Source organism: Pseudoalteromonas sp. TAB23, from assembly GCF_000498075.1.
Classification (GTDB): Bacteria; Pseudomonadota; Gammaproteobacteria; order Enterobacterales; family Alteromonadaceae; genus Pseudoalteromonas; species Pseudoalteromonas arctica.
Genome location: NZ_AUTP01000292.1, coordinates 1 through 13,419 on the forward strand (window position 1 = coordinate 1; position 13,419 = coordinate 13,419).

At 39.1% G+C, this 13,419-nt stretch carries 10 protein-coding genes and 1 pseudogene; 3 read left to right on the plus strand and 8 right to left on the minus strand.

Annotated elements, in window-relative coordinates; genetic code table 11:
• Window positions 1–82: 82 nt before the first annotated feature.
• Window positions 83–2,590: a M14 family zinc carboxypeptidase gene (locus L654_RS0118110; RefSeq protein ID WP_024608676.1), complete on the minus strand. Its 2,508-nt coding sequence runs from the start codon at window positions 2,588–2,590 to the stop codon at window positions 83–85.
• A gap of 146 nt (window positions 2,591–2,736) precedes the next feature.
• Between L654_RS0118110 and nfuA the strand changes: the two genes are divergently transcribed.
• The gene (nfuA, locus tag L654_RS0118115; RefSeq protein ID WP_024608677.1) at window positions 2,737–3,312 is read left to right on the plus strand and encodes a Fe-S biogenesis protein NfuA; all 576 of its coding nucleotides are present in this window, start codon (window positions 2,737–2,739) and stop codon (window positions 3,310–3,312) included.
• Window positions 3,313–3,321: 9 nt separating this feature from the next.
• Window positions 3,322–3,591 carry a hypothetical protein gene (locus L654_RS0118120; protein ID WP_002959572.1) on the plus strand — a complete coding sequence of 90 codons (270 nt, stop codon included), beginning with the start codon at window positions 3,322–3,324 and terminating at the stop codon, window positions 3,589–3,591.
• Between the two features lie 14 nt (window positions 3,592–3,605).
• On the opposite strand, the gene L654_RS0118125 is transcribed toward L654_RS0118120, so the two are convergent.
• Window positions 3,606–4,877: an MATE family efflux transporter gene (locus L654_RS0118125; RefSeq protein WP_024608678.1), complete on the minus strand. Its 1,272-nt coding sequence runs from the start codon at window positions 4,875–4,877 to the stop codon at window positions 3,606–3,608.
• A 42-nt stretch (window positions 4,878–4,919) separates the two neighbouring features.
• Between L654_RS0118125 and L654_RS0118130 the strand changes: the two genes are divergently transcribed.
• Entirely contained in the window at window positions 4,920–5,957 is a 1,038-nt protein-coding gene (locus L654_RS0118130) for a polysaccharide deacetylase family protein (RefSeq protein ID WP_024608679.1), read from the plus strand.
• Here L654_RS0118130 and L654_RS0118135 read toward each other — a convergent pair.
• From L654_RS0118135 to L654_RS01000000126385, 6 genes and pseudogenes are all read right to left on the minus strand, one after another.
• The gene (locus L654_RS0118135; RefSeq protein WP_024608680.1) at window positions 5,947–6,978 is read right to left on the minus strand and encodes a chemotaxis response regulator protein-glutamate methylesterase; all 1,032 of its coding nucleotides are present in this window, start codon (window positions 6,976–6,978) and stop codon (window positions 5,947–5,949) included. The two genes, L654_RS0118130 and L654_RS0118135, sit on opposite strands and share 11 nt — an antisense overlap.
• 8 nt (window positions 6,979–6,986) lie before the next feature.
• A complete protein-coding gene (cheD, locus tag L654_RS0118140; protein WP_007584962.1) occupies window positions 6,987–7,604 on the minus strand; it encodes a chemoreceptor glutamine deamidase CheD in 618 nt (205 codons plus the stop codon).
• Entirely contained in the window at window positions 7,588–8,418 is an 831-nt protein-coding gene (locus L654_RS0118145; RefSeq protein WP_024608681.1) for a protein-glutamate O-methyltransferase CheR, read from the minus strand. Before L654_RS0118145 ends, cheD begins: the two co-directional genes overlap by 17 nt.
• A 79-nt stretch (window positions 8,419–8,497) precedes the next feature.
• Complete coding sequence (locus L654_RS0118150) at window positions 8,498–10,789, minus strand: methyl-accepting chemotaxis protein (protein ID WP_024608682.1); 2,292 nt, start codon at window positions 10,787–10,789, stop codon at window positions 8,498–8,500.
• A gap of 45 nt (window positions 10,790–10,834) precedes the next feature.
• Window positions 10,835–11,320 (minus strand): chemotaxis protein CheW, encoded by a 486-nt coding sequence (locus tag L654_RS0118155; RefSeq protein ID WP_024591685.1) that lies wholly within the window; start codon window positions 11,318–11,320, stop codon window positions 10,835–10,837.
• Window positions 11,317–13,411, minus strand: a pseudogene (locus L654_RS01000000126385) (chemotaxis protein CheA). Before L654_RS01000000126385 ends, L654_RS0118155 begins: the two are co-directional and overlap by 4 nt.
• Between the last annotated feature and the right edge of the window lie 8 nt (window positions 13,412–13,419).

A 13,419-nucleotide genomic window follows, 5' to 3' on the forward strand; every position in this document is an offset into this window, starting at 1 on the left:
CAACTAAATAGCGAATTTTTTGCCTAGCTATCAACACGTTTTTCCATCCTCAAAATAGATCACTTAATTAAGCGAATTGGTATTATTCGCCATTTGCACGAAACGTATGACCAAAAAATAAAGCGTTGCTTAGTAGTCGACTAGTCCCATACCAGTAACCTCTAAATACAGGGTCGTCGGTCATGCCTATCACTGTACCTCGTCCGTATGAGTGAGCAATTAAGCCAGCGCCGCCAGCAACTTGCTCAACATTAACGGCATCGGTAAAGCCTGCCAATAATGGATTTTTAGTGTAGGTAAGTACATTTACGAACGGAGCATCGGAAGCTTCTAGCAACCAAGTACTGTTTTTGAATACGGGCAATGTATTACGCTTAAGTGAAAATGTAAGCGGATGAGTTAAATCTACATTAGTATTAAAAATAGCACCTGCAATGCGTTGACGTCCTGCTAAATGATCTTTATCGCCATAACTTAAACCTGTCGTTTTAAATGCACTTGCTACATCTTGTCGTGATAGATAGCTTGCTTTGAGTAATTGCTGATCAGCTAAAAATTTAGCGCCGCCTTTGTGACCCCAAATAACGCCGCCTTTTCTTACCCAGCTTTTAATAGCCACTTTGTCGGCATAAGATAGGCTATTGTAATTGCCATGAGCAAGCACAATATGACTGTAGTCACTTAACTCGAGTGAACTAAAGCGGTTCATTTCAACAATTGTTGGTGCAACACCTACAAAGCGATCTAGGTAATACCACACTTCGCCGACTTCGTACTGGCTTNCCGCCATTGATCGCGACCCTAAATCGGCTCCTTTACTTGTTAAACCTGATGTAATCGGTTTGATTGCAATACCAAACTCATTTTGTGCTTTATTTAGCAAGGTAATCCAATCTGTATTTGTTTGTAGTCCAGCCGGTATAATAATACTTCCAGGTTTAAAATTAATTTCTCCTGATGTTGATTTAGCCGTTAATGCTTTTAGCGCTACACGTGCTTTTATACCTTGCTGTAATAAGCTATTTAACATTTTAGGTGCTAAATAATCATCCCACGAAAAACCAAATGCGTAACCTTCGGTGAGTGAAGAAAATGATGGGGTTGCTACTTTTTCCCATGCTTTATCAGCAACCTTTAATCCCCAACTACTTTTAACTTTAGAAAATGGCAAATTAAACGCATGCGCTAATGTCCAGCCAGATACATCGTAAAAAGTATTATCGGCAAAGTTTTTTTGCTCACTAAAAATCGCTTTTACCAAACGATATTGTGGTTGTGCTAATGGTACAAAATAGCTATGTGTACTGAAATTCTTACCATCTGCTTTTAATGATTTAGTAAGTGGGTAAGCGTTAATTTGATGCTGCTTTAACAATTCTAAAAAGTGCATAATACGGGTGTTGTCGCTTGCACCTTCAACAACATAACCTTCAAAGCTTTCATCGCTGGCTAAATCTGTAGCTTGATTGTAAAACTTAGCCTGGTAATCAAGTAATGCTTGGCGGTTATCAACTGCTGCCTTAAAGGTAGATAAACTCGTTAACAGTTGATTTTTAATAGTGAAAGGAAAGCTCAAAGGTCCATTTATAGTGTCTTGAATATGTCCACGAGAACTTGCTTGCTCAAATAAAATGCCTATGCCGCCATTTACATCGGGATAGGTTGAACCTTTACCGTAATAGAAGTCATCAAAGCTTTCTTCAGTAAAATAAAGTGCGTTGTTTTTATCTAACGTTTTTGCGTGATAGTTAGCAATCGCTTTAGTTAACGTTACATTTTCATCAGGTGTTATTGGGTGTTTACGGCTTGGAATACCTGGTTGAAAAAAGTAACTGCTGTTTGGTCCCATTTCATGAAAGTCAGTTAAAATATTTGGTTTCCACTGATGAAATTTGGCAATACGCGCACGCGATTCAGGATGCTGTAGTAATAACCAGTCACGATTTAAATCAAACCAGTAATGATTGGTACGACTACTTGGCCAGTTTTCAACATGTTCACGGGTTTTAGGGTCACTTGATAAGTTCATGCCTCGGTTACTGTTTGCCCAATTAGCAAAACGAGCAAGCCCGTCAGGATTAAGTGAAGGGTCGAGTAAAATAACCGTGTTATTTAATAGCTCATCTATTTCAGTACCTTGTGCAGCAGCTAAGTAATATGCCACCAGCAAAGATGAGTTACTACCTGATGACTCATTACCATGCACACTGTATCCCATCCATACAACAGCAGGGTCGTCTTGTGCTTTACCACTGTTATTACTTAAGCGTGCTAAGTGAGCTTGGCGTGTCTGCTCTATGCTTGATAACTTATCAGCAGCAGTAATTGTTAGCATTACTAACGGGCGTTGTTCATGCGTGCGGCCAATCACCTCAAAATTTATACGGTCGCTTTTATCAGCAAGTATTTCCATATAACGTACGAGCTGATCGTGTCTCACGTGCCACTCTCCTACTTCGTAACCGAGTACTTGCTCAGGAGTAGGAATTGAAGGGTCAAATTTTACATCTTGTTCAAAATAATACGAAAGTGGCTTAGCTACACTTGAAAAGCTAAGCAACACCACCATTAATGTTAATACCAAACGCATATAAATCACTCAAAAAATGTTCGTTGTTTGCACGCTACCATTGCTTAAAATAGATGCCAACTTTTTACGCTCAACACTAGCCGCAACACGATGAGCGGAGTATGATACGCAGTATCCGAGTAATTTAGTCAAGTATAGATGGTTTTATGATTTCTATTTCCGAAACAGCGCAAGCGCATTTTGCTAAACTATTAGCAGATCAATCACAACAAACCAATATTCGTGTGTTTGTTGTAAACCCTGGTTCATCACAAGCGGAATGTGGTGTGTCTTATTGTCCAGAAGACGCTGTAGAAGCGAGCGATATTCGCCTAAACTTTAACGGTTTTGATGCCGTTGTAGATGTAGAAAGTGCTCCATTTTTAGAAGAAGCTGAAATTGATTTTGTTACCGACAAAATGGGTACTCAGTTAACGCTAAAAGCACCAAATGCAAAGGCACGTAAAATAGGTAACGATGCATCGTTAAACGAACGTGTACAGCACATGTTAGAAACCGAAGTAAATCCACAACTTGCTAACCACGGTGGTCAAGTAAGCCTTGTTGAAATTACAGCTGCAGGTATAGCTATACTTCAGTTTGGTGGTGGTTGTAACGGTTGTTCTATGATCGATGTAACGCTAAAAGAAGGCATTGAAAAAGAAATGATAGCTAAGTTTGAAGAAATCACCGGTGTTGCTGATATAACAGAGCACGAAGCGGGCGATCACTCTTACTATTAGGCCTTGTAAATGCTAAAGCAGCTTATCTATCGCTTAGGGAGCAACCCTAAGCTGAGCTTAAAGCGCTTTTTTCGCGGCTTAGCACTGTTTGTGCTAGCCGTGATATTCATATCTATTGGGTATTACACTCACTACAGCTTACAAATAATTGGCGTTATAATTTTACTCCCCGCATTATTTTTTGCCGGTTGGGGCTACTGCGGTATTTTTGCTAATCGTTTTTCACAAGTTTTAAAAGATATGGGCCCTAAACACCACGACCCCGATCTCTGGAAATAAACCATTCATTTAATTTAATCTAATAGCTGATTATTTACTTTTAAGTGGTGATATTTAATTATTAATGTAACCCCGCGCATTAACATAAAACAGCTCATAGCCAACCATAATCCGTTATTTTGCAAGTCTATAAACACCCAAAACACACCAAAAAAGCCAACTCCAGCTGAAAGTATCATACTGTTACGCATGTTCTTTGCTCGCGTAAGCCCTACAAAAACACCATCAAACAAAAAGCAACTCATGGCCAAAATAGGCAACACTATTAGCCATGGTAAATAGTGTGTTGCCTCTTGAATAACCTCTGGCACATTGGTTAAAAGCTTGATTATACCGCGGCCAAATAATGCAAAAAAAGCGCTATATAAGACGCCAAAAAGCATGCCCCAAAATACACTTATTTTAACCCAAAGCTCTATATTTTTAACGCTTCCTTGGCCTTTAGCTTGCCCTACTTTTGCCTCAGACGCGTAAGCAACGCCATCAAGAGCAAAACTCACCAACATTAGAAAGTTAAGTAAAACAGCATTAGCAGCTAATGTGGTTTCGCCTATACGCGCTGCGTAAAACGTCATAAAACTAAAGCATAATTGCAGTATTAAAGAGCGAATAAATATATCTCTATTCAAACTCAATAATTCAGCCATTTTGCTAATACTCAACCAATTCGGTACATTTAGATCAATGTCTTGTTTTTTAGCTAGTTTAACCACTAAAAACAGTGCAAATACTAAAGCCGTATAATCAGCAATAAGTGAAGCCCACGCAGCGCCTGCAACTGCCCAATCTAAATAAACAACAAAATAAATATCGAGTACTATATTAACGATATTAGTGACGAGTAATAAATAAAATGGGCCTCGACCATAATGCACACCAAGCATCCAACCCAGTAACACTAAATTACACAATGCTGCTGGAGCACTAAAAATACGAATGCTAAAATACTGATACGCTTGGATAAGTACATCGCTATTGGCGGCGGAGAGGTAAGCAATAGCGTGCTTTATTAATGGGGATAACACAATTAATAGCACAGCCACTGCGCTTGCAAGCAATAAGCTTCGTTTAAGTAAAGCGGCAAGTTGGGTTAAATCGTTTTTTCCGTATGCTTGTGCCACGAGCCCCGTGGTACTCATTCTTAAAAAACCAGCAAGCCAAAATAAAATAGATATAACTGCAGAGCCAAGGGCAATACCCGCTAAGTAATGAGCGCTTCCTAAGTGCCCAATTACAGCGGTATCAACAATTCCTAACAACGGCACTGTGATATTTGATAGTATCATCGGACCCGCTAACAACAGCAAGCTTTTATGGTGTGCCTTATTATGTATAAGAAATTGTTTCATTTAGTATTATTTATCCTCATTAGTATATCTGTGCGGGCTCAAGCAGCCGTTATTTTACAGTATCATCATGTTAGTGAAACCCTACCCGCTGTAACGAGCGTTAGCGCCAATACATTCACTAAACATTTGAGCTATTTAAAAGAGCACAACTTTAACGTTATTCCTCTTAATGACTTAATAAGCGCACTTCAGCAAGGTGAAACCTTACCTGATAAAACTGTCGCCATCACCTTTGATGATGGTTATAACAATAACTATGAACAAGCCGCGCCTATTTTAGAAAAGTTTGGCTACCCGTACACTATCTTTGTAAATCCTAAATTAATAGACGAGGGCATGAGCTACGTAATGGGGTGGGATAAGCTCAAAGAATTATCTAAAAAAGGGGCATTAATAGCCAATCATAGCGGACAACATGATTACTTACACCTTAAGCTTGAAAACGAAACCGATGCACAATGGCAATCACGTATTAAGCAAGATATTATTAGCTCTCAAAAGCGTATAAAAGAAGAAATAGGCCACGACTATAAATACTTAGCATACCCGTATGGTGAGTTTAATAACGAGCTGCAAGCACTTGTGACAGAGCTTGGTTTTGTGGGTATTGGTCAGCACTCCGGCGCTGTAAATAAAGACTCTAATTTTAGCCGCTTACCGCGTTTTCCTGCATCAGGCTTTTACAGCAAACTAGAAACTCTTATTACTAAGCTTAACTCACGCGCATTTAATATCACCAATTTAACTTATCAAGATAGCGTTACACAACAAAATCCACCCACGCTCACAATTGAATTTAAAATGGGTGACTTTCATAAAAGCCAATTTGCCTGTTACGTATCAAGCGTAGGCCAAGCAGATTTAAAATGGGTAAATAAAAATACAGTCGAAATAACCTCACCAAAGATGCTTAATAAAGGGCGATCTCGTTTTAATTGTACGGCCCCTTCTATTTCTAGCCCTGGTGATTATTTTTGGTTTTCGCAGCCTTGGGTAATTGAAGCGCCTAAACCTTAACTGCCTGATGTAATAGTCGCTGGGTTATTTTATCCAGCGCAACTATCTCGTCCGCTGCATTTAACTCAGCGGCAGCCTTAGGCATACCCCATACCACCGATGAGTACTCATCTTGGGCCAAGGTATACGCACCGTTTTGTTTTAGTGCAAGTAACCCTTTTGCGCCATCACTCCCCATCCCTGTTAGTATGGCTGCAACTACGTTTTTAGCTCCTGTCTCAACTAATGAGTTAAACAGCACATCTACCGCAGGTTTATGTCTGTTGACCGGCTCGCCATCATCAAGCTGGCAATACAAGCTAACACCTCGCTTTTTAATACTTAAATGAAAACCACCTGGTGCTATATAAGCCCAGCCAGTGCTAAGCTTATCGCCATGTTCAGCCTCTTTCACATTTATCGTGCATGTACGATTCATTCGCTCAGCAAATGAGGCGCTAAACACAGGAGGAATATGCTGAGTAATTACAACGGGCGGGCAATTTTGTGGCATTTTAATAAGTACTTCTTTGATAGCCTCAGTACCACCCGTTGAAGCACCTATCGCAATTACTTTATTAAGTAAAAATTGAGAATGGGTATTAATAGGCTCATTTGTGACGACCGTTTTTTTATAGCTTCTTACTCTTGCTCCAGCAGCTATTCGCACCTTTTGTTGAACAAGTGATGCATATTGGCTCAATTGCTCTCTTACGTTGTTAGTAGGCTTAGCTATAAAATCAACAGCTCCTAATTCGAGTGCCTCGAGTGTAATAGGAGAGCCTTTTTGGGTCAGTGTTGAAATCATCACTACTGGCATTGGTCTTAATCGCATTAAGTTTTTTAAAAAACTAATGCCATCCATTTTTGGCATTTCTACGTCGAGCGTTAATACATCAGGATTTAACTTTTTTATCATTTCGCGAGCTTCGTAGGGATCCTCAGCGCTCCCCACTACCGTAATATCTTTAGCTTGCTGTAATATTTCAGTGAGTAAACGCCTAATTAAGGGGGAGTCGTCAATTATTAATACTTTAATCATGCATACTCCTAAAACAGCTCTATATCAGTTACTACTTCTTGCTTTTTAAGGTTTTGTAAGTAACGGACTTCGCGTTTTTCAATCGTATTATTATGTAGGTTTTTAAGTTTTTTCATATGAACTTTACCGGTGTTCGGATGAAAAAATATTTTTCGTGGCCATGGTCCACCCATATCGTGGGCAACTAGATTTAATGCCTCTTCTTTAATATACGCCGCTGCAAAACTAATATTACCCAGCCCTATATCAGTCATCGCACTAATAATTTTACCCCCACCAAAAAGTTTTACTTTTAGGTTACGGCGAGACGCACCATTTTTTAAAACTTCGTTTATAAGATACTCCATAGCCCAATTACCGTACCGACAACTTAAACTATGCGCATTCTTAAGTTCTACTCCCTTTTGAATTGGTAACATAAAGTGATTCATGCCCCCAATCCCTAGTACTTCATCGTAAACACAAGCCGCAATACACGAACCCAGAACTGTAGAGATCAGCTCATTATTTTTAGAAACATAAAACTCACCCGGAAGCACTTTAGCAACAACGCTACCTCGGCCCGAGTCCCAATATCGTTTAATATGTTCAAAGTTAGGTAATACCGGCCTAAACTCTGCGTGCATTTTGTCCCTTTTCGTACATAGTTTTCCCTAAATTTTTAAATTGCGCATGCTCTTTTCCCATACTTTCTGAGTGACCTAAAAACAAATAACCTTGTTCATTTAATATATTGGCGTAACGCTTAAAAAGCTGATCTTTTGTTTCTTTATCAAAGTAAATAACAACATTACGACATAAAATAAGATCAAATGATCCTTTCATTGGCCAATCTTGCAATAAGTTTAAACGCTTGAATGAAATAGACTCTTTTAGTCTATCTTTAACTTTATAGTTTTCACCGTCTTTACTTTTTAAAAACCAACGCTTAAGTTGCACGTCATCTAAGCCGTTAACATTCGCTGCGGTGTAAATACCCTTTTGTGCTTTTGCCAATACATTAGAATCTAAATCGGTTGCTAGTATTTTTACATCCCAATTGCTTGGAAATGCATTATTTAAAGTCATCGCCAAACTGTAAGGCTCTTCTCCTGTTGAGCAACCTGCAGACCAGATTCTTACTCGCTTACTATTTTTATTTGCCTTTAAGAGAGCAGGTACAAGCTCAGATTTTATAAATTCAAAGTGGTGTATTTCACGAAAAAAAGACGTTAAGTTAGTTGTTATTGCATTAATAAAGGCATCAAACTCCTGATCTTTATGGCTATTTAAATACTCTAAATAGGCTTTAAAGTCAGTTAGTTTTCGCTCTCTAATACGTCTTGCTAAGCGTGAATAAACCATCTCTCGCTTATGCTCACCTAATACAATTCCACATGCGCTATAAACTAAACTGGCAATTTCTTTAAAGTCGCGGTCGGTACACAAAAACTCTTTCATTGTTCGCTCTCAATTTAGCCTGCCAAATAATACCTCGCTGTGATTATGTATTCAGCGAGGTATATAAGAAGATTGGTTGTTAAAATTCTTCCCATTCATCAGCAGAGTCTACAAAGTTATCACCTCTGGGTTTATTACTTACAAAACTGCTTTGCGACTTATGAGATAATTTAGGTGTGCGCATAGTCGGCGAAATCATCGCCATCTCTTGCTGACCTATTGAGAAAAAGTTGAGTAGTTGGCGCATCTCATTAGCTTGCTCAGCCANAGAGGCTTGCTCTACTAAGGCGGCATTTTGTTGCGTCATTTCGTCCATTTGTGAGATTGCGGTATTAACTTGTTCAATACCCGCACTTTGTTCTTCAGATGCCTCTGTAATATCAGAAATCATTTGCGTCACTCTTTGCACCGACACAACAATCTCTTTAAGTGTAGCGCCCGACTCATTAACTAATTGAGAGCCATCAGCTACTTTGCCTACACTATCTCTTATTAACTCTTTAATTTCTTTCGCTGCGCCTGCAGAGCGCTGTGCTAAATTACGAACTTCACCTGCAACAACCGCAAAGCCTCGACCTTGTTCACCAGCCCTTGCAGCCTCTACTGCAGCATTAAGCGCTAATAAGTTAGTTTGAAATGCTATTTCGTCAATGACACCAATAATATCTGCAATTTTCTTGCTCGACTCATTAATTGCCGACATGCTCGTAACTGCTCTATTTACAACCTCACCACCTTGAATCGCCTTTTCGCATGTTTCTTCTGCTAAATCGTTTGCCACTTTTGCGTTATCAGCATTTTGGCGAACGGTGCTAGTCATCTCTTCCATGCTCGACGCTGTTTCTTCAAGTGACGAAGCTTGCTCTTCTGTACGTTGGCTTAAATCAGCATTACCTTGAGAGATTTCCTCTGCACCACTGGCTACAAGCGTTGCCGATGAATTAATGCGATTAATCACTTCCGTTAACTTATCTGCCGTAGCATTAGCATCGCGTTTGAGTTTATCAAATGAGCCTTTATATTCTTTTTCAACTCGTTTTGATAAATCACCATTTGCCATCGCATCGAGCATACTGCCCGTGTCAGCAACTGCATCATCAACTATTTTAACTAAGCTATTTAGCCCTTGAGCCAAACGTAAAAAGAATCCTTCCTTGCCTTCTTCCGCGACTCTTGTATCTAATTCGCCATTACCTGCCGCGCTAATAAGTTCGGCTATTTCTTTTTCAAGCGCAACCTCATTGGTCCTATCTTCCCACTCAACAATGGTGCCTAAATGCTTTCCATCTTGGCTAATCCAAGGTGAAGCAATTAAGGTGAAAGTGACACCTGCTAAAAGTAATTCGGCTTTATGAGGCTTATCGAGATTTTTTAATAAATCGCGCTGATGATTAGGGTGCTTATGAAAATCATCAACACAGGTGCCAATTAAATTATCAACAGAAAAGCTTGGTAATACAGTTTGTAATTCTTTTTCGCGGACTTTTAGCATTTGCTGAACACGATCGTTCACAAATACTATATTAAGGTCTTCATCAGCAATCATTACGTTCGCTTGGCAAACTTTAAGCGCATTTGCTAAATCGGCTGCTTTACGAGATGCTTTTTCAAGCTCTTTTTGTTCAGTAATATCAGATGCGTATTTAATCACTTTAAACGGCTTGCCGTTCATATCATAAATTGGGTTATAAGATGCTTGAATCCAAACCTCCTGACCCTGCTTCCCTATTCTTAAATATTCCCCTGAATCAAATTCACCGCGACCTAGTTTGGCCCAAAACTCTTTATATTCGATACTATTTGCATGTTCGGGTTCAATAAAAAGCCTATGGTGCTGACCTTTAATCTCGCTAAGTTGATAACCAAGTGCATTTAAAAAGTTATCATTGGCATCAATAATAGTGCCATCTAAATTAAACTCGATAACCGCTTGAGATTTACTTATAGCACTAATTTGCCCTGAAGCTTCTGCTGCTATTAACTTTTGCTCGGTCACGTCGGTGGCAAACTTAACTACTTTTAATACTTGCCCTTGCTCATCAACAATTGGGTTATAAGTTGCTTGGATCCATACCTCAGCTCCACCTTTTGCATTACGCTTAAACTCATCTGAGATAAACTCGCCATTACGCAGGCGTTGCCAAAAGTTCTTATAATCGTTGCCCTGAGCTTCATCTGGGTCAACAAACATAGAGTGATGCTGGCCTTGAACCTCTTCAAGGCGATAGCCCATCGCGTTTAGAAAATTCATATTTGCAGTAATTATTTTTCCGTTAGGTTCAAACTCAATCACCGCTAATGATTTATTCAATGCGTCTACAATTAAATCATTACTTGATTTTGACTGCTTTGGATTACTAAACCATCCCATGCTCATCACCACCTTTAAGTTTATTATTCATTTAGTTTCTGTTTGCTAAATATTCATTGTTTTTTGCAGGTCAATTAGCGCTACCATTTTTTCACCAACATTCACCAACCCAGCTACATATTCACAATTATTCGATTCAGATAAACTAGGAACCGCTTTCGCATCTTGCTCCGCAATACTGTAAACATCAGAAACGGCATCAACAGCAACACCTATAATTTTACTACCTAGTTCAAATTCTATTTTGACAACGATAACCACCGTTAATGGCCCATAGTCGACACTTGGTAATCCAAAGCGCAACCGTAAATCAATAATTGGCACTATTGTTCCACGTAAATTAATAACGCCTTTTACAAATTTAGGCGCATTGGGCAGTACTGTAATTTCTTCCCAACTGCGAATTTCTTGTACTGTTAAAATATCAACGCCGTATTCTTCATCAGCCATAATAAAAGTTAAAAACTGTTTTACACCTTGCTGTTGCTGAAGATTTAATTGATTACTTAACTGGCTTTGCTCTGAGCTCATAACGCCTCCAAAGTGGCTTGCGTTTCAATCGTTAATTCTTGGCTACCTGGTTTTTTTAAACCTGAGAGCTTTATTAAGCCGCTAATGTCCACAATCAGCGATACACGCCCATCGCCTAAAATAGTAGCTCCCGATACGCCATCAACTTTATGATAGTTAGCCTCTAAACTTTTAATAACAACCTGTTGTTGAGACAGTAAATCATCAACTAATAAACCCACCTTTTGGTTATCTGTTTCTACAACAACAAGCAGCGTTTTATCGAGTGATTCAATGGCATTTTTATGATTAAAAATATCGTAGAGCCTTAAAATAGGAATGTATTCGTCCCGAAGCCTCAATACATCAAGGTTTTTACCCACTCGACTCACTTTAGCAATATCAATTTGCAGAGATTCCACAATAGAAATGAGCGGGATAATATAAGTATGCTGAGCCACCTTAACTAATTGCCCATCTAAAATAGCGAGAGTAAGTGGTAATCTAATAGTAAACGTAGAACCAACACCGGGCGCTGAGGTTACTTCCACTGAGCCATTTAATGATTGAATATTTCGCTTAACTACATCCATCCCAACTCCACGACCAGATAAGTCACTTACCTCATCCACTGTCGAAAAGCCGGGCATAAAAATAAGCTCATTTATTTCATCGTCACTGAGATGGTTATCAGCTGAGATTAATTCGTTAGCGATGGCTTTTTCTTTTATTTTTTTTGTATTTAACCCCTGCCCATCATCCATTATTTCAATAACAATGTTTCCACCCTGATGAAATGCATTTAAGGTTACTGTGCCAACGGGATCTTTACCTGCCGCCAGTCTTTGCTCAACAGTCTCTAATCCATGATCAAGTGAGTTCCTCACTAAATGCACCATAGGATCGGATATTTTTTCCATTACTGTTTTATCAAGCTCGGTTTGCTCTCCAATCAACTTTAGCTCAACTTGCTTATTTAGTTTTTGCGCTATATCTCGCACTAATCGAGGAAAACGACTAAATACAAAGTTTATTGGCAGCATACGAATGCGCATCACATTCTCTTGTAAATCACGCGTATTATGGGCAAGTTGCGCTAGACCTTCTTGTAGTAAAGTGATTGTGGCTGGNTGGTGTGATTTCTTGTTCGCTAAGCTGATTGAGCATCGCTTGTGTAATAACAAGTTCACCTACCATATTTATTAACGAATCAACTTTATCAATACCAACTCGAATGGAGGTAGACTCTGGTGTACTTGCAGGTTTTTTATCTTTATTAGCAGCGGGTTGCTTTGGCTTACTAGGTAGCTCAGCTACTTTTATTAAATCGGATGTTTCAAGCTCAACAGCTTTAGATATCTCACCTTGATTAGGTTGTATTTGCTCATCATTGCCAAATAAGCCTCCGCATAATTCAATTTTTATGTCGGCATCGTCTTCTACCCATTCAAATACTTCTTTTATGGCTTTTTCATCATGGCTAGTATCTAAAAAAAAGCGCCAATGTAAAAAGCATTCATCACTACTTAAATCGGTGATTTCTGGAACTTCATCGTAAAATACTGTGGTTTCTAACTCACCTAGCTCTTCAAGCTCACTGATCATATACAGTGGCTCGTTTCCTGTTTTAAATAAATGATGATGGGGTTTAAAGTCTATTTGATAGGTGTTACTACTTGTTTGCTCTTCACAGCTTTGAGGTTTATTCTCTTGTGTTTCGTTTTTCATTCCAAGTACATGTTCAAATTGTACTTTTAACAAATCTGCCTCGGTTAAATCTGGCTCTTGCTCACCTTGAAGTGCAGCAAGTAAAGCGCGCAAGCAATCCACAGCTTTGAGTAATAAATTGACATGCTCGGTACTAAGCTCTCGTTCACCTTGGCGAATTTGATCCAGTAGTGTTTCAAGTACATGAGTAAAGTCAGCAACGGAGCTAAAACCAAAAGTGCCACTGCCTCCTTTTATTGAGTGAGCAGCTCTAAAAATAGTGTTGATAGTTTCTAAATCTTCCTCACCTGGCACTAAGTTTAATAACTCAGCCTCCATGGTATCTAGGCCTTCAAAACTCTCTTCAAAGAAAACTTCAAAAAATTGACTTAAATCTATACTCACACTGCGCT